At 69.7% G+C, this 15721-nt stretch carries 19 protein-coding genes; 11 read left to right on the forward strand and 8 right to left on the reverse strand.

From position 1 onward, the window contains the following. Positions 1 to 108 precede the first annotated feature (108 nt). The 6 genes from F7Q99_RS05340 to F7Q99_RS05365 all read right to left on the reverse strand — a co-directional run bounded on the left by F7Q99_RS05340 (position 109) and on the right by F7Q99_RS05365 (position 3422). Positions 109 to 972, reverse strand: a complete 864-nt coding sequence (locus F7Q99_RS05340; protein WP_153460286.1) for an alpha/beta fold hydrolase — start codon at positions 970 to 972, stop codon at positions 109 to 111. A 321-nt stretch (positions 973 to 1293) separates the two neighbouring features. Further along, entirely contained in the window at positions 1294 to 1818 is a 525-nt protein-coding gene (locus tag F7Q99_RS05345; protein ID WP_153460287.1) for a GNAT family N-acetyltransferase, read from the reverse strand. A gap of 250 nt (positions 1819 to 2068) precedes the next feature. Further along, positions 2069 to 2422 carry a hypothetical protein gene (locus F7Q99_RS05350; protein ID WP_153460288.1) on the reverse strand — a complete coding sequence of 118 codons (354 nt, stop codon included), beginning with the start codon at positions 2420 to 2422 and terminating at the stop codon, positions 2069 to 2071. 162 nt (positions 2423 to 2584) lie between these two features. After that, on the reverse strand, positions 2585 to 2761 hold the full coding sequence (locus F7Q99_RS05355) for a hypothetical protein (RefSeq protein ID WP_153460289.1): 177 nt from the start codon (positions 2759 to 2761) through the stop codon (positions 2585 to 2587). Next, positions 2758 to 3033, reverse strand: coding sequence for a hypothetical protein (locus F7Q99_RS05360; RefSeq protein WP_153460290.1), 276 nt, complete (start codon positions 3031 to 3033; stop codon positions 2758 to 2760). The genes F7Q99_RS05355 and F7Q99_RS05360 overlap by 4 nt, the downstream gene beginning before the upstream one ends. After that, positions 3030 to 3422, reverse strand: coding sequence for an ATP-binding protein (locus F7Q99_RS05365; RefSeq protein ID WP_195910994.1), 393 nt, complete (start codon positions 3420 to 3422; stop codon positions 3030 to 3032). The genes F7Q99_RS05360 and F7Q99_RS05365 overlap by 4 nt, the downstream gene beginning before the upstream one ends. A 249-nt stretch (positions 3423 to 3671) precedes the next feature. On the opposite strand from F7Q99_RS05365, the gene F7Q99_RS05370 reads away from it, so the two are divergent. From F7Q99_RS05370 to F7Q99_RS05410, 9 genes are all read left to right on the forward strand, one after another. Beyond that, entirely contained in the window at positions 3672 to 4526 is an 855-nt protein-coding gene (locus tag F7Q99_RS05370) for a helix-turn-helix domain-containing protein (protein WP_153460292.1), read from the forward strand. Further along, positions 4523 to 4726, forward strand: coding sequence for a DUF397 domain-containing protein (locus F7Q99_RS05375; RefSeq protein WP_153460293.1), 204 nt, complete (start codon positions 4523 to 4525; stop codon positions 4724 to 4726). Before F7Q99_RS05370 ends, F7Q99_RS05375 begins: the two co-directional genes overlap by 4 nt. A gap of 117 nt (positions 4727 to 4843) precedes the next feature. Further along, positions 4844 to 5125: a hypothetical protein gene (locus F7Q99_RS05380; RefSeq protein ID WP_153460294.1), complete on the forward strand. Its 282-nt coding sequence runs from the start codon at positions 4844 to 4846 to the stop codon at positions 5123 to 5125. Further along, positions 5079 to 5606, forward strand: a complete 528-nt coding sequence (locus tag F7Q99_RS05385) for a DUF6879 family protein (RefSeq protein ID WP_153460295.1) — start codon at positions 5079 to 5081, stop codon at positions 5604 to 5606. The genes F7Q99_RS05380 and F7Q99_RS05385 overlap by 47 nt, the downstream gene beginning before the upstream one ends. A 52-nt stretch (positions 5607 to 5658) precedes the next feature. Then, positions 5659 to 6483 carry a helix-turn-helix domain-containing protein gene (locus F7Q99_RS05390; protein WP_326846290.1) on the forward strand — a complete coding sequence of 275 codons (825 nt, stop codon included), beginning with the start codon at positions 5659 to 5661 and terminating at the stop codon, positions 6481 to 6483. A 103-nt stretch (positions 6484 to 6586) separates the two neighbouring features. Further along, on the forward strand, positions 6587 to 7012 hold the full coding sequence (locus F7Q99_RS05395) for a hypothetical protein (RefSeq protein ID WP_326846291.1): 426 nt from the start codon (positions 6587 to 6589) through the stop codon (positions 7010 to 7012). Then, a complete protein-coding gene (locus F7Q99_RS05400; RefSeq protein ID WP_153460297.1) occupies positions 7009 to 7662 on the forward strand; it encodes a hypothetical protein in 654 nt (217 codons plus the stop codon). The genes F7Q99_RS05395 and F7Q99_RS05400 overlap by 4 nt, the downstream gene beginning before the upstream one ends. Continuing rightward, positions 7626 to 8462, forward strand: a complete 837-nt coding sequence (locus tag F7Q99_RS05405) for a protein kinase family protein (RefSeq protein ID WP_153460298.1) — start codon at positions 7626 to 7628, stop codon at positions 8460 to 8462. The genes F7Q99_RS05400 and F7Q99_RS05405 overlap by 37 nt, the downstream gene beginning before the upstream one ends. Then, a complete protein-coding gene (locus F7Q99_RS05410) occupies positions 8459 to 8986 on the forward strand; it encodes a GNAT family N-acetyltransferase (RefSeq protein ID WP_195910995.1) in 528 nt (175 codons plus the stop codon). Before F7Q99_RS05405 ends, F7Q99_RS05410 begins: the two co-directional genes overlap by 4 nt. A 127-nt stretch (positions 8987 to 9113) precedes the next feature. Here the strand turns inward: F7Q99_RS05410 and F7Q99_RS05420 are convergent, their stop codons facing one another. Together F7Q99_RS05420 and F7Q99_RS05425 are read right to left on the reverse strand one after the other, a co-directional pair. Beyond that, positions 9114 to 9773, reverse strand: a complete 660-nt coding sequence (locus F7Q99_RS05420; RefSeq protein ID WP_153460300.1) for an HAD family hydrolase — start codon at positions 9771 to 9773, stop codon at positions 9114 to 9116. Between the two features lie 294 nt (positions 9774 to 10067). Further along, positions 10068 to 12779 carry a beta propeller repeat protein gene (locus F7Q99_RS05425; RefSeq protein ID WP_153460301.1) on the reverse strand — a complete coding sequence of 904 codons (2712 nt, stop codon included), beginning with the start codon at positions 12777 to 12779 and terminating at the stop codon, positions 10068 to 10070. A gap of 412 nt (positions 12780 to 13191) precedes the next feature. On the opposite strand from F7Q99_RS05425, the gene F7Q99_RS05430 reads away from it, so the two are divergent. Together F7Q99_RS05430 and F7Q99_RS05435 are read left to right on the forward strand one after the other, a co-directional pair. Next, the gene (locus F7Q99_RS05430) at positions 13192 to 13920 is read left to right on the forward strand and encodes a class I SAM-dependent methyltransferase (RefSeq protein ID WP_153460302.1); all 729 of its coding nucleotides are present in this window, start codon (positions 13192 to 13194) and stop codon (positions 13918 to 13920) included. Positions 13921 to 14009: 89 nt separating this feature from the next. Next, positions 14010 to 15269, forward strand: a complete 1260-nt coding sequence (locus F7Q99_RS05435; protein ID WP_153460303.1) for an alpha/beta hydrolase — start codon at positions 14010 to 14012, stop codon at positions 15267 to 15269. Positions 15270 to 15721 lie beyond the last annotated feature (452 nt).

Below are 15721 nucleotides of genomic sequence, written 5' to 3' on the forward strand. Positions count from 1 at the left end.
CTGCGTCGGGGTTCACGCGGCGGACGGCCTCCGGGCTACCGACAGGACGAGCGAGGGCACGTCCACCCCGGCACTGTCACCGCCGCCGCTCTCCTCGTCCGGCTCCGCTCACGACTCGGCAGGCAGGAGCGCGGCGATTTCAGCCAGCACTCGGGCCGCCGGCGCCGGGTCGACCAGCCACTTCAGGTGGCTGCTGGTGAGCGTACGGACGTCGTAGGGGTTCTCCGGCGTCAGCGCGTCGCCCTCGCGGATCATCCGGTCCTGCATGGCGAGCGGCACGCTGGTGTCCTCGGTCAGCCGGACGTACGACTTGGGGATCCGCCCCCAGCTGTCGGGCTGCGCCCGGTCGTCGAGTGTGCCGGCGTCGAGGTTCTCGTCGGGCTGGAAGGTGTTGAGGAAGACCATGAACTCCTCGTCCGTCCCGTCGGCGAGGAAGGCCGCCTTGAAGGCCGCGAGGACGCCGGGGTCGGCGGTGCGGAAGTTGGAACGCAGCAGGCCGAGTTCGGCGGGGTTCCCGACCATCGCCGATGCCAGCCCTGCGGCGTCGACCGTGGCCATCTCGGGCTCGGCGTAGTAGGCGCTGACGTCGAGGTCGACGGGGCACCAGGCGGAGACGTAGACGATGCGGTCGATCAGGTCGGGCCGCCGGTTGGCCGCGACGGTGGCCGTCATGCCGCCGCGGCTGTGCGAGACGAGGATGACGGGCCCGTTCCGCTTGGCCCGCTCCAGTATCCCGATGAGGTGCGCGGCGTTGTCGGCGAGCGTGACGCCCTTGATGGCCCCGGGCGCGGTGGCGAGCCCTCCGAGATCCTGCGGCGCCTGATAGGCCCGCGGATACGTCGCGGCGAACCCGTGCCCCGGAAGGTCGACGGCGACCGAACGGTGTCCGAGGAGACCGAGTTCGGCCTGGAGCGGCGCGAAGGAGAAGGAGTTCGCGAAGGCTCCGTGAACGAGTACGAACGTCGGTTGCATCTGTCTACACTCACTTTCTGGTCCTCTGCGGCACCGGCGGCACGCGCGTCGCTCTTCCCGACGCCGCGAACCACCTCGCGGCCGAGGAACGAGACGTCGTCCTGCGGCGCACCATCCAGCCGCGGAGACGTCTTCGTGCATGGCAAGCGTCAGCGGTCAAGCGCGGAGTCACGAGGGCAGCGTGCGAACGGCCGCCCACGATCCGGGGATTCACACTACTGAGTGAAAGATCATCCGCACTACCCGGACGAGCTCTTCCACCTGTGCACTTCGCCACCCACCCCCCGCACGGCCTGGGCTTCGACGGACGGGCCCTCCCCCTCAGGCCGGCCTGACATCCGTCCGTAGAAGGCTGTAGAGGACGACGTCGCGCCACTCGCCGTCCCGGAAGGTCTTGGCCCGCTGCACGCCTTCCCGTATGAACCCGCACTTCTCCAGGGCCCGCTGCTCGGCGTAGTTGGTGACCTCGGTGTCCGCCTCCAGCCGCATCACCGGGGTGTGCGCGAACAGGTAGTCCACGAGCAGGCGTTGACCCTCGGTACCGATGCCGCGGCCGCGCGCCTGCGGCAGAAGTTGCGCGCCGATGCTCCAGTACGGGGCCGTCGGCAGCATCCCCTTGCGGCTGGCGGCGACGAACCCGCAGAACTCGTCCCGAACGACGACCGCGAGTATCCACTGCTCCTCCCCCAGCAGCCCGTGCTCGGCCCAGCGGCGGCGGAACCGGTCCGGATCCCGCCAGCCGAACCACTGGAACTCCCCCAGCGCCTCGGGGTCGTTCAGCATCCCGCAGAGGATCGGGAGGTCGGCTTCGGTGATCGGGCGCAGGGAGACCGGTTCTTCGCTCATACAGCCCCAACGCCCTGGCGCGAGCGGTTGGTTCCTCGTTCAGGACCGACGCGCGTGCGCAGCAGGTCGACCGCGGACCGCTTCGGCGCTGATCGGCCCGTCCCCACCTCTGTACGAGCCCGAGGGTGGTGCAGGTCGTTGTCCTCCGCGAGAGGCGGCAACAGCCATGGCAGGCACGAAGGCCGGCACGGCGTGTTCACAGCCAGCCTGGCGGCGCTGCGCGAACGCTTCGCCGGTTGACGGCAGCCGACTACCGCCAGCTTGCGATCAGACAGACGACCAGGGTCCAGCCGGCTATCGAGGCCAGCCCCGTAAACCAGCCGAAGGCGGACGCCACGAGGCCGTACTGGCGGCCGCGCGCCCGCTGGAAGGCGGCCACCAGCGCGGGAATGGCGGCGGTCGGGAGCAGGAAGACCAGGAACGGGCTCCAGCCGGCACCCACGATCGCGATCCAGCCGAGCATGAGCACGGGGAAGACCGAGGCGACCGCGACCACCACACCGGCGGTGGCGCAGGCGACCCGGAACGCGTCCCGGTCGCGGCAGAACACCGGCACGGCGCAGGCGACGGCACTGCTGAGCGCGATCACATGCAGGATCGTCACATGAAGGCCCAACGCCCCCACTACGGCGACCAGCGGCCACAGACACACCGCCGCCGCCAGCCCAGCCAGCCACCTGCCACTTACTGGCACCGTCGTCATGATTCCCCCTGCACCCAGTTATTTGAACACGTTCAAACCTAGCATGCAGGGGGCGGTGCACCGTCAGGCCTGCCGGTCGCGCGCAATCGCGCCGAGGATGCGGTCGCGAACTCTCGCGGATGCTTCGGGGAGCCGGCCCGCCAGCTCCGCGTCGAGGCGGCGGCGCTCGGCGCGCAGGAGGCGGGCGACGCGGGAGCGGGAGCAGTGCCGAAACCACCAGTCCCGGCTGCGATCGATCACGCCTGTTGCAAGTCAGGGTTCGCCCAGCGGATCCGCACCTCGCACTCGCCCACGGGGATGGCGAGGAAGGGGTTGGCGGCGAGGTGGTTGATGACGTTCCGCTCGGCGCAGGGGCCCTCGAAGTAACGCTCCAGGAGCTGGTGCTGCGATCCGGGCATCGGAAGGAAGCGGATCGAGGCCCAGATCGCGGCGAGGGTGGCGGGGGCGAGGTCGCAGATGGTCGGCGACTCGAGGCCGGCGATCTCCACGACCACCTCGCGATCGGCCCTCACTCGGCGACCTCGCACCAGACGATCTTGCCGATGGGCTGACGCGGGCAGCATCCCCAGCGCTTGGCAACGGACTTGACGAGGTGGAGCCCGCGCCCGGTCTCGTCGTCGAGACCGCGCGCGGAGAGGACAGGCGCGCGGTCCCGCCTGGCGTCGTGCACCTCGATGCGGAGGCGGGTGGGATCGACGTCGAGCGCGAGGTAGATGAGGCACCCGGCCGGCGTGCCGTGCAGCACGGCATTGGTGACGAGCTCGGAGATGGCGAGGAGCCCCGAGTCGAGGAAGCGCTCCCCACCCGGGAAGTCCGCGAGCAGCACGGAGAGTCGCCGACGGGCCTCGGCGGGAGCACGGCGGCTGCGCGGGAGCCAGATGGTGGAGGAGTTTCGAGACATGGCGAAGTAACCTTCCAGGACAGGGGGTTGAAGCCATGCGAAGGCCGGACGGAGACATGGGAATGCCCGGCAGCAGATCCGACCCTGATCACTCAGACGATCTATTGGACTACTCCCCGTAGCATGCTCCGCGATGGCTTCATCGCGCAAGCGCACCATGACGCAATTGCGCGACTTCGCAAGGCTCTTGTGATCACTGAGGGAGGTGGCAGACTGTGACTCGACGTCAACAAAGAGGGAGCGGGGAGCGTGGACAGTCCAACCGTGCTGCGCCGTAGGCTCGGCTCCGAGCTGCGACGATTGCGCGAAGGGACCAGGCTTCAGGCCAAGTCCGTTGCGGACGCGCTCGGCTTCAGTGCGACCAAGGTGTCGCGGATCGAATCAGGTCAGACGACGCTGAAGGAATCCGACGTTCGCGCGATGCTCGAACTGTACGGCGTCAGCGACGAGGCCGAACTTCGGCAGTTCATCTCCCTGACCCGCCGCAGCACCCAGCGTGGCTGGTGGCACGACTATGGCGACACCCTGCCGGACTGGTTCCAGACCTACGTGGGCCTGGAGGCCGACGCAGCGCGGATTCGCGGCTACGAAACCGAGTTGGTGCCTGGCCTTCTTCAGACAGCGGACTACGCCCGGGCCATGTTCCGCGTCTCGCCCTCAAGGCTGAGGACCGAGGAGGTCGAGCGCAGAGTCAGGCTGCGTATCCAGCGGCAGGAGGTCTTTCACCGTCAGGATCCGCCAGAGGTGAGGGTCATCCTGAGTGAATCAGTCCTTCGCAGGCCGGTCGGCGGCCCCGACGTCATGCGCAGCCAGGTGAAACACCTCACCGCGCTCACGGAAAAGTCCTGTGTCACGATCCAGGTCCTTCCGTTCAGCTATGGACCCCACCCTTCCATGAGCATGGCGTTCCACATTCTCTCCTTCGCCGACGTGCCGGGCGACATCGTCTACGTCGAGGCGTTGACGAGCAGCCTCTACCTGGAGAAGGAGGAGGACATCGCCCATCATGAGCTGGTTTTCGAGCAGCTCACGACCGCCGCGCTGAGCCCAGAGGATTCCAAGGCATGGATGCAAGAGCTAGCAACTAAGGGGTACCGACAATGACGACTGACTTCGGCTGGCGAAAGAGCAGCTACAGCGGCAGCGAAGGCGGCAACTGCGTCGAAGTAGCCGACGGCATCACCGACATCGTCCCGGTCCGCGACAGCAAGGACCCCCACGGCCCGGCCCTCAGCTTCACCCCCGAGGCCTGGCAATCCTTCGTAGCCAGCGTCCGGGCGGACGAGTTCCCAACCACCCTCTAACCTCCATCTCTGGGCGGCCCCGTGCCGGGCACGGGGCTGCCGACTTGACGCCTCGCCAGCTCTGCGAAACCTTGTGCGGCGCAAGGACTCGCAACCGACTTCACGGATGGGGCAGTCATGGCACTACGTTTCACCGGGATGGACCCGGATACCCCCAATGGTGGTTCGCCGACCATCTGGCTCGATGATGAGAAGGCCGAGATCGTCATCCAGGGATGGCTCCCCGATCTCGACATGCTCCGGATCATCAGTGAGACCGAGTGGGTTCCCGATCACCCCGTCGGCGTCCCGGATCACGAGGGCGTCGTCCGTATCCCCGTCCGGATGATTCCGGCCTTGCGGAAGGTGTGCGATGACGCAGAGCGTGCCGGACTTTGGCTCCCTGTTGAGGAGCGCTGAGCGCTCAGCCGTCCACTTGGAGATGCGGGACTCCTACATGGACGACCCGGTCTTCGCCGACTGGCGCGACGGACTGCCCGTCGACCGACCCGAGGCGTACGAGTTGCCCGAGGAGTACCAGGCGTGGGCCTCGCTCGTAAGGGAAACCGTCGCCCGTGGCGTCGTGATGCGCCGCGCTCGGATCGTCTCGGAGCCGGTCACCGACTACATCCGGTGGGAGCACGCCATCACCGCGCGGCACAACGTCGCACTCGGTGAGCAGGTCCGCTGGCTGCCCCGACGGCTGGCCTCCGACATCGCGCTGCCCGGCAACGATCTCTGGCTGATCGATGACCGCATGGTCCTCTTCCACTGGTTCACCGGCAACGGTGACTGGGCCGGGCACGAGTTCAACGAGGACCCGGCCACGGTGAAAATGGTCTCCGCCTCCTTCGAAGCGGTCTGGGAGCGGGCTATCCCGCACGCGCAGTACAGCATCTGATTCGCCGCCGGCACCGGGCAGTTTGCACATGTCGTCGTCCCCGTCGTCCAGCGTGATCGAGGCCCGCAAGGCGCTCGCCAATCGGCTGGTCGAGATCCGCAAGGACGCCGGGCTCACCGGCGACGAGCTCTCTGCCCGGTGCGGGTGGCACCCTGCCAAGACCAGCCGGATCCAGAGCGGCAAGTCCGCTCCGTCCGAGGACGACCTCCGTGCCTGGTGCGTTGCCTGTAACGCCGAGGACAAGATCCCCGACCTCATCGCCACGGCGCGCGCCGTCGAGTCGATGTACACCGAGTGGCGTCGTATGGAGCGCACCGGGCTGAGGGCTGCGCAGGAGTCCGTGGCCGCGCTCTACCAGCGCACCAAGCTCTTCCGCGTATATGCGAGCCGGGTCATCCCCGGCATGGTGCAAACGCCCGAATACACCACCGCCGTGCTGCGCTCGATCCAACGCGACCGGGTCCCGGTCGATGACGTAGAAGAGGCCGTGGTAGCCCGGTTGGAACGTCAGCGCATGCTGTTCTCCGGCCGCCACCGATTCGGCCTGCTGGTCGAGGAGTACGTCCTGCGCGCGGCTGTGTGCGACACCGAGACAATGTCGGACCAGCTCCGTCATCTCATCACCGCCGCCTCCAGTCCCTTCGTTAGCCTCGGCATCATCCCCACCGGCTGTCATCGTCCCCAACTGCCGGTCGAGGACTTCTACATGTTCGATGAGGCCGAAGTCGCCGTCGAACTGACCTCCGGCTATCTCCGCATCACCCAGCCCCGCGAGATCTCCGACTACCTGCACACGTTTGCCACGCTGGGGAGAATGGCCGTTCGCGGAGCGGACGCTCGCCAGATCATCACCTCGGCAATCGACACCCTGGGGTGAATCGGCGCAAGATGGCGCAACTTCTTCGAGAGCACATGCCGTTGCTCCTTAGCGTCGTTGGTGCTCCTCCACAGGGAGCGTCCTCAACCGCAAGGAGACCGCCGTGTCCCGTGCCGCCCAGAACCCCACCCGCACCTCCATCGAACTGGTCGAGTTGGGCAGGTTCTTCACCATCGCTGCCCGGCTCTTCGACACCGGGCAGGCCGCGCCGCAGATGTTCTCCACCGCCATCGACGTGGCGTGGCACCGGCTACTGGAAGACCCGGAGGCCTACACCGCCTTCACCACCCGGCATGCCGGGCGCTGCCTCGGCCACTCACCCGTGAGGGGCCAGGGCTTCATCTCCTGGGTCACTGCCTACAAGGAGGCGTACGGGCCACTGCCGCAGATCTGGTTCACTGGCGCCGACGGCACGGTCGACACCAAAGCCCTGGCCCGCTACCGCCAGACGGGTCGCGTGTGGGCGGAGTGGGACTGCTCCCCCGTGCCGGGCGACGGCGATGTGGTCCCGGAGAAGACCCCCGCATGACCAGGCCGCGAACCAGCGGAGCGCCCCGGCCCACAGCCGGGGCGCTCCGCCTCGTCGAAGGCCGGTCCGAGAACCCCACCAGCGTGAACGTATCCGCGTACGTCATCGCAGTGGGCCAGCACTGCCCGTTCCTGCCCCCGTCCGTGGATCGGCAGTTGACCGGATGGACGGTGTACGAGATCGGCAGCACGGACCGGAACGCCGTGGAGACCGAGCTGTTCCACGCCGGGGTCCAGGCCGCCGAGTGGATCAGGCCGCTGAAGACCCGCCCGCACGGTGTCCTCACCTGCGAGAACGTGGTGATTCTCGGCTCAGTCCCGGACACCAGTCACCAGGAGCTGATGCGCCGACCCTACTGGGCCCTTCGCAACCTCTACGCCCCCGTGGGCGTGCTGTTCGGCAAGTTCTCCGCAGGCCGCCACGAGACCGACCGCTTCGGCCGCGCAATCCCTCCGCCCCCGTTCTCGTTCCTCCCCGTGCGGGCAGCCGTTACGTCACGCGACCCTCGGTTCCTCGCGAGCACACCCGACATGGCAAAGGCCCTCGCCGCGGCTGACGACGACGGTCGTGACGTGTTCGAGCACATCCCCTGCGATTGGAAGGCAGTACGAGCATGGGCGAGTTCACTCCCTGTCCCGACGAAGCGGTGAACGCCGCCAAGGCGATCTGCGGACCGATCACCCTCTCCGAGATCACCGACCGGCGCGGCTCCGCCGTCTGGAAGGCGACCGGGACCGTGGCAACCCTGGCGATCAAGGCCGGGTACGGCGAGGGCGAGGAGATCACCGCCCGGGAAGGCGCCGTACTCGACCAACTCCCCGGCTACACCGTCACCGTCGGACGGTACGCCAGCGGCGTCTGGTATGTCACCCCGTGGCTCACCGGCCCCTCAACCTGGGACCTGTTCAAGCCGATCCGCCACGGCGACGGCGACCACGCCCGGGCCCTCGCCGGGTCCGCCGATCTCTGCCGGGCGGTTGCCGAGCTGCACGCCGCCGGGTGGGTCCACGGCGACCTGCAACCCGCCCATGGCATCCACACCGACCACGACGCGAAGCTGCTCGATCTGTCCTGGGCCTGGTCGCCGATGTTTCCCCCGTCGCCGCTCTTCCAGGGCGGCATCACCCACCTGGTCGCCCCCGAGCTGGCCGCCGCCGTCGAGTCCGGCGAGCGGCCGGTGAGGACCACCATCGAGTCCGACGTCTACGCCCTCGCGGGCACGCTGTGGACCTGCATCACCGGCCGGTGGCCGCTCGACTACGACGCCGCCGGGATCGGCCCTGACGTCGGCCCATCCGCGCGCCGGGCCGCCATCGCCGCCGGCGCGATCCCGCTGCACTCCGCCGAGCCCTGGCCGACCGCCCAAGCCCCGTTGCGGGCGGTCCTGCGCGCACGGGCGCAGGACCGCCCCAGGGCCGCCGAACTCGCCGTCGCCCTGGAGGAGCTGTGAATCTCCGGGAGCTCACGACCGACGACGCCCACGCCGTCCGTCGGATCTACAGCGGCGCATCGGTCCGCCACCTCGGGCGCGACGAGATGGGACGCGTCGAGGCGCACCGGTACGTGGGGCAGGCGATCCAATGGGCCCAGGAGGACCAGCGCGTCCAGCACATCCTCGGGATCAACGTGGACGGCGACCTCCTGGGCATCGTCAAGCTCAACACCACGACCGCCGAGGGCAGGTTGAGCTACATCCTGCGGGAGGACGCCTGGGGCCACGGGCACGCCACCACCGCCGTCATCGAACTGCTCGCCTTCGCATTCGACACACTTCACCTCACCACCATCACCGCCAAGCACCGCGCCGCCAACCCCGCCTCCGGCCGGGTGCTGGTCAAGGCCGGGTTCACCCGTATCCGCGCGGCCGACGGTCTCCTGCACTATGCGGCCAGGCCGGGGCGCCGCCCCCGTCGCCCCCGCCTGGCTCCGCGCCCGACTCCGGCTGCGGAGGCGGTGGGGGAGGTTGAGGCATAGCAGGCTCCTCCCTTCGACAAGACAGGTATGGATCGCATTCGCGAGGTCCGGCGCACGCTCGCTCCCTGGCAGATGTCGCAGTACGTCCGGGACCTCGGTGATCGTCTCTACGACTGGGGCACGACGGTCAGCGCCCTTCAGCGTTGAACTTGGCGATCCTTTCCGGCAGTTCCGTCAACGAATCGATGCGCATCGTCGTGATCGCGTCCGCGTCCGGATCCCGCTGCTGGATCGTGCCCCAGGGGCCGCGCCGGATGAGAGCAGTAAGGAGGCCCGCCTGCACAGCCGGCCGGATGTCGTTGTCGAGCCGGTCACCGACGTACAGAATCTCGCCAGGCTCAGCAGGCGTCGCCTCGATGACGCGCTCGAAGAACCTCACGTCCGGCTTTGACGCCCCCCAGTCGTCACTGGTGGCGATCATGTCGGAAGGAAGGTCCAGCCCTCGCAGCAGACCGCCGGCCCGCACGGTCTGGTTCCCGGCGATGCCAACCCATAGCCCTGCTTCACGCAGGGCAGCCAGGGTGGGCCGGACATCCGGGTAGAGATCGTCCTCGCCGAACCACTCCGGCTTGCCGGTAGCCGCGCGCTTCTCTCGCTCCTCAGTCAGGTCGAACCCGGGCCGGAACTCCTGGAACGTCTCACGGTAGTCGCGCCCCTGCGCGATGACCGCCCCGAACATCGCCGCGAAGGTGTGCCGTGGCACCCCCAGCCAGTCCGCCCACGTCCCGTACTCCCGGGTCTCGTCAACGAGACACTCGCCCACGTCGAATACCACCGCACGAATCATGCTCCGCAGGTTAGCTAATGCGCGACGGTCGGCTCGGGGCCGGGGCACGCCGTCCCCGCTGTCGCGCCACCCGAGCACCTCCGGTTGACACGCCGAGCCCTGGCCGACCGCCCAAGCCCCGTTGCGGGCGGTCCTGCGCGCACGGGCGCAGGACCGCACCAGGGCCGCCGAACTCGCCGTTGCCCTGGAGGAGCTGTGAACCTGCGTGAGCTGACGTCCGATCACGCCCACGCCGTACGCGGCCGGGTCGGGGCGCCCCACGTCGCCCCGGCCCGGTCGCATGCCCAACGCCAGCTACGGCATCGGCGTCTTCCAGATGCCGCGCCCGTGCGTGGCCACGTACATCGACGTGCCGTCCGGGCTCGGCGAGAGGTAGACCGCCGCCGCCGTCGGCAGGTTGCCGGCGGCCGTCGGGTCGACCTGGCCCAGCCGCTTCCAGTGGCCGAGGCCGTCCGCGCGCACGTCGTCCACGAAGACACCCAGGTCCGTCGCGACCATCAGCGTGCCGTCCGGGGCGAACAGCACCCGGTTCGCGGAGGCGTCTACCAACTGGTCCGCAGCCCCGTCGGCGCCGCTCACGTCCTGCCAGGTCGCACCGCCGTCGGTGGTGCGCCACAGGTGGCCGTAGCCCGCGCCCGGGCCGACGTTCCAGTGCCGGGAGAAGCCGGAGAGCGCCGCGTACGCCGTCGCGCCGGTCGGGTCGGACGGGTCGATGGCGAGGTCCTGGACGTAGCGGACCGGGAAGTCCGCCGGGAGCGCCACCTGGTGCCAGCTGCCGCCGTAGTTGGTCATGATCCCGCGGCCGAACCCGGCGCCCGGGTTGCACTCGCCGCACCAGGCCGCCCAGATCACGTGGTTGCCGCTGGCGTCCCGCTGCGACTTGATCGCGGTGATCGAACGGCCGGCCCCGGAGTCGGCGAGCTTCTGCCAGTCGGCACCCGAAGTGCTCTGCCACGTCCTGGTGTTGGCGTAGACGTACTGGCCGCCCGCCACCCAGAAGCCCGGGTCCTTCGCGTCCACGCCGAACGGGGCGATGAAGCGCGCGTTCGGGTCGTTCGGGCTGATCGAGGTCATGGACGACGGCGTGCCGTCGTCGTTCGCCGTGTAGCCGCAGTTGTTGGTGACCGACAGGGCGAGGTTGGTGTACTCGCCCACGGTCTGGCAGCCGTTGGCCGGGTTGACCAGCTGGTCGCCGCCGTCGCCGCCGAACGGCTGGGCCATCTCACCGGCCGCGTTGAGCTGTTCGGTCACCGGGGCGGTGGTGCCGGGGTAGGTGTACGTGTAGGTCGAGCCCTTCGGCACCAGCACGGAGGCGCCGTTGTCCTGCAGGCCGCCCCACACCGCCTCGCCGCCGCCCGGAAGAGAGCCGGCCCCCACCGAGTAGTACTGCAGGGTGCGCAGCGTGCCGCTCGCGTTGAGGTTGCGCCAGCCTGGCGCGGTCTGGGTGGTGGGGCGGGCGTAGACGCCGCCGTCGTTGCCGGCGTAGACCTCGGGGGCCCGGCCGGGCCAGCTGGAGAAGGCCAGCGCGTGCTGGTCGGAGTGCATCACGTTGCCGTCGCAGGTGTTCTGCGCGGCGGTGTAGCTGAAGCAGTTCAGGCCGAGGTTCCAGTAGCGGCCGACGGTGGTCCAGGTGGAGCCGCCGTTGCGGGTCTCGTACAGCTCCTCCAGCCCCAGGTAGAGGTGGTTCGGGTCGGCCGGGTCGACGGCGAGGGACTGGTCGTACCAGGACTGCACGCCGGGCTGATAACCGGGGCCCATCACGGTGAGCTTCATCGCCGAGCCGCTGTTGGCCAGCTTGCCGGCGTCGGCGATCTGGGTGAACGGGCCGTTGATGTCGCCGCTGTTGCTGACGTACACGCCGCCGAGCATGGTGGACGGCGCCTTGGCTCCCGGGCTCTTGTTGTACAGCGTCGGCGACTCGACGGTGGCGTACAGCTTGCTGCCGTCGGCCGCGTAGGCGAAGGTCGTGTTGCCGATGTCGGCCGGGTTGATCCCGCCCTGCGGGTTGGCGGTGTGCCAGGTGGTGCCGGCGTCGTCGGAGTAGTAGAAGCCGTTGTACGTCGCGCCGCCGCGCCAGGCGAGGTTGGCCACGACGCGCTTGCCGCCGGAACCGGGCTGGACCACCAGGTCGTTGGCGAGGTCGGCGAAGTAGGGGCCAGTGCCGCAGCTCACGCCGCCGATGCCGACGCCCGCGCAGGGGGCGAGCACCTTCTGCCACGGGTCGTTCGGGGCGGCGCCGAGGGCACGCCGGTACACGCCGTGGGAGGTGGCGGCGAAGACGTAGCCGGCGTCGGGGTCGAACCGCAGCTGGTGGATGGAGCTGTTGTCGAGCTCGCCGCCGCCGAGCGCGTCGGACTGGCCGAACGTCGCCCGGCTGGGGTCGGCGAGGCGGTAGACGCCGGTGCCGAGGTAGTTGTCGAAGGCGGTGGTGGCCTCGCCGGTGCCGAGCCAGAGCGCGCCGTCGGGGGCGACGGCGAGGGAGCCGACGGACAGCGAGGGCAGGTGGTCGGCGATCGGTGTCCAGGTCGCGCCGTCGTCGGTGGAGCGGAACACGCCGCCGTCGGCGCCGCCCGCGTACACCACCCCGGGGTGGGCCGGGTCGGTGGCGAGCGCGGCGATCCGGCCGGCGTTGTAGCCGCCGCCGGCGCCGCCGTTGGAGACGTTGTGGTCCCGGTAGTGCAGGGCGTCCCCGTTGTACGGCTGGGTGGTGACCTCGGTGAAGGAGGCCTGGCGGACGGGCATGCCCAGGACGTGCTGCCAGGCGGCCCGGTAGGCGCCGGGGGTGACCGTGCCGCCGGGCGAGAGCCGGGGGTCGTTGAACGACTGGAGGGAGTCCATCAGTTCGCCGGAGTCCTGTCCGGCCTGGCGGTGTTTCGTGCTGCTGCCGGAACTCGTGGTGGTGACGGTGTCACCCCAGGCGGTGGCGGTGCCCGCCGTCGCGATCAGTGCGGCGGAAACGAGGGCGGCGCGGGTTCTGCCGCTCCGCTTTCTGGAATGGGAGCCCATGGGTTCTCCGGTCCGTCGGGGGACCGTCTCCGCCGGTCGCGGAGACGGGAACTGGAGGTGGAGCGGGCGAACACTACCGCAGCCGGGATTTCCGTCAACAGGGGTCGGACACAAGGGCTTTGTCCCGAATTTCCACGGTCTTCCGGCGTCGCATTAACTGAATGGAGAAGCGGCGGAGAAAAGCCCGGGCACTTTAGTCAAAGCTTTACTCGAATTCGTTTCGCGGCACTCTCCGCCGCCGCCCGGAATCGCCCTTTCCCGGGGCACGACAGCCTTCCCGCCGGCCGCACACCCCCGACCCGATACGTCCCGCCACACGGCACAGAACAGCACGCGCTGGAGCCCGCATCTCCCTTTCCCGCCACCCGAATTGAGCGTGAACGACCCCGTCCCCACGCCTACGCTCGGCCGCATGAACCGCACGATCCGCACCGTCGACGACGTCCTCGCCCTCCTCGACCGCCTCCTCCCCCCGGCCGCCGACCGCTGGACCTCCGGCGCCTCCGCCTGGTGGGACGGCTTCTACGCCGACCGCACCGCCGAGCGCCCGTTCTTCGTCCCCAAGCCGGACGAGAACCTGGTCTCCTACCTCGACCGCGGCCTGATCGCCCCGGGCCGCGCACTCGATCTCGGCTGCGGCCCGGGGCGCAACGCGCTCCACCTCGCCTCGCTCGGATTCGACGTCGACGCGGTCGACATCTCCCCCGCCGCCATCGCCTGGGCCGAGGAGCGGGCGCGCGAGGCGGGGGCCGCCGGCACCCCGCGCTTCCACTGCGCCGACATCTTCGCGGTCGACCTCCCCCACCCCCGCTACGACCTCGTGTACGACTCCGGCTGCCTCCACCACCTCCCCCCGCACCGCCGGGTCAGCTACCTCGCCCTCCTCGACCGCGTCCTCGCGCCCGGCGGGCACCTCGTCGTGAACGCCTTCGCGGCCGGCGCGATGGGTTCCGAGCGGACCGACGAGGACCTGTACCGCCTCGGTGGTCTGGAGGGCGGTCTCGCCTACTCGCCGGACGAACTCCGCACGCTCTTCTCGGACTTCACCGCAGTCGAGATCCGCCCGATGGCCGCCCAGGAGCCCGACTCCGCACTCTTCGGCGTGCCGTTCCTCCTCACCGCGCTCTTCCGGCGGCCGTAGGCGGAGGCTCCCAGCCGTCTCCCAGCGGGCTGTCAGCGGCTTGCCAGCCTTTAACCCACCTCTCATGTCCCGCCCCTAACCTCCGCGGCATGAACGTCTCGCTGCTCGGCGGCTGGTTCCCGTGGACCGTGCAGGCCGTCGCCGTCGCCCTGTTCCTGGCCGCGCTCGGCTGGCGGGACCGCGCGTGGCGCGTGAAGTGGGGCCCGATCGCCCTCGGGGTGGCGGTGACCCTGACCGCGCTCGTCGCGGTCGGGGTGCTCACCCTGGCCGGGATCACCGACCCGATCCCGCTCGGCGTCTGGCTGTGGAGCGGCGTGGCGATCGCGGCGTTCAGCGTGCTCGGCTTCGGCTGGCGCGGCGCCCGCTGGTGGCGGCGGGCGCTGGCGCCGCTCGCGGCCGTCCTCGCGCTGTTCTCGGCCGCGAACAGCCTGAACATCGCCACCGGCTACTACCCGACCCTCGACGACGCGATCGGCGAGCTGAGCGGTGACCCGCTGCCGGACCAGATCACCCTCGCCCAGCTCGGCTCGATCCACGGGAAGACGAAGACCGGCCGCATCGTCCAGGTCGACATCCCGGACACCGCGAGCGGCTTCACCCACCGGCAGGAGCTGGTCTACCTGCCGCCCGCGTGGTTCCGCAGCCAGAACCGGCCGAAGCTGCCCGTGCTGGAGATGATCGGCGGCGAGTTCGCGGCGCCCGACAACTGGATCCGCTCCGGCGACGCGGTGAGGACCGCGGACGCCTTCGCCGCCAAGCACAACGGCTTCGCGCCGATCCTGGTCTTCGTGGACGCCACCGGCGGTTTCCGGGTGGACACCGAGTGCGTGGACGGGCCGCACGGCAAGTCCGAGAGCCACCTGGTCAAGGACGTCCCGCCGTTCATCCAGAAGACCTTCAACGCCGCCACCGACCCGCACAAGTGGGGCGTGGCCGGCTGGTCGATGGGCGGCACCTGCGCGATCGACCTCACCGTCGAACACCCCGACGTGTTCACGCACTTCGGCGACTTCTCGGGCGACAAGGGCCCGTACATCGGCGACAAGGACCACACTATCCAGGAGCTGTACGGCGGCGACGCCGTGGCCTGGGCCGCGCACGACCCGCTGACCGTCCTCGCCCACCACCCCAAGTACCAGGGCGTGTCGGGCTACTTCGGCCAGGGCGACGAGGAGCACGGCCAGATCGAGTCGGCCAGGCAGCTCAACGAGGCCGCCAAGAAGGACGGCATACGCACCACGACGGCCGTCGGCTCCGGCAAGCACACCTGGCAGACCGGCGCCGCCACCTTCGTCCAGGCCCTCCCCTGGCTCGCCCAGCAGCTCGGCGTCCCGGGCACCCGCGCCTGAGGTCCGGGGCCGCCTGTTCCACGTACGAACACCACATGGGGAAGCCTTGGCCTCGATCCTCTTGACATGACCGGTCCGGGTGCGTCCACGGCGAGCCGCCACCAGGCAGGCGAAGGCTCGGGCCCGCCGGTGCGCCCGGCAGGCCGGGCGGCCCACCGCCGTTCGGCCATCGCTTCTTCCGTGGCTGCGCACACCTTCGCCACCGGGCAGGTGCATCCGTTCGGCGGGTTGCGCTACCGGCCGGTACACCGCTTTGCCAGCGGCGGCCCGGTAGCACTAAATTTCGACCGCCGTCGGCGCGGTCGAGCTGAGCAGTCCTCAGAGCTCAGCGCAGCACCGTCCGGCAGGACGTTACGGGGGGAGAGGAACAGCCATGCCGAGTGCCCGCAGCCAGGGGCCGACCCGGCGGCGAGGACGGATCGCCGGTGCCGCACGTGCGGTGTCGGGCGCGG

Source organism: Streptomyces kaniharaensis, from assembly GCF_009569385.1.
Taxonomy (GTDB): Bacteria; Actinomycetota; Actinomycetes; order Streptomycetales; family Streptomycetaceae; genus Kitasatospora; species Kitasatospora kaniharaensis.

Coding starts and splice junctions, on each gene's coding strand:
- F7Q99_RS05340 (WP_153460286.1), bottom strand. CDS start 972: ATGCAACCGACGTTCGTACTCGTTCACGGAGCCTTCGCGAACTCCTTC.
- F7Q99_RS05345 (WP_153460287.1), bottom strand. CDS start 1,818: ATGAGCGAAGAACCGGTCTCCCTGCGCCCGATCACCGAAGCCGACCTC.
- F7Q99_RS05365 (WP_195910994.1), bottom strand. CDS start 3,422: ATGTCTCGAAACTCCTCCACCATCTGGCTCCCGCGCAGCCGCCGTGCT.
- F7Q99_RS05375 (WP_153460293.1), top strand. CDS start 4,523: ATGACGACTGACTTCGGCTGGCGAAAGAGCAGCTACAGCGGCAGCGAA.
- F7Q99_RS05380 (WP_153460294.1), top strand. CDS start 4,844: ATGGCACTACGTTTCACCGGGATGGACCCGGATACCCCCAATGGTGGT.
- F7Q99_RS05385 (WP_153460295.1), top strand. CDS start 5,079: ATGACGCAGAGCGTGCCGGACTTTGGCTCCCTGTTGAGGAGCGCTGAG.
- F7Q99_RS05400 (WP_153460297.1), top strand. CDS start 7,009: ATGACCAGGCCGCGAACCAGCGGAGCGCCCCGGCCCACAGCCGGGGCG.
- F7Q99_RS05405 (WP_153460298.1), top strand. CDS start 7,626: ATGGGCGAGTTCACTCCCTGTCCCGACGAAGCGGTGAACGCCGCCAAG.
- F7Q99_RS05420 (WP_153460300.1), bottom strand. CDS start 9,773: ATGATTCGTGCGGTGGTATTCGACGTGGGCGAGTGTCTCGTTGACGAG.
- F7Q99_RS05425 (WP_153460301.1), bottom strand. CDS start 12,779: ATGGGCTCCCATTCCAGAAAGCGGAGCGGCAGAACCCGCGCCGCCCTC.
- F7Q99_RS05430 (WP_153460302.1), top strand. CDS start 13,192: ATGAACCGCACGATCCGCACCGTCGACGACGTCCTCGCCCTCCTCGAC.
- F7Q99_RS05435 (WP_153460303.1), top strand. CDS start 14,010: ATGAACGTCTCGCTGCTCGGCGGCTGGTTCCCGTGGACCGTGCAGGCC.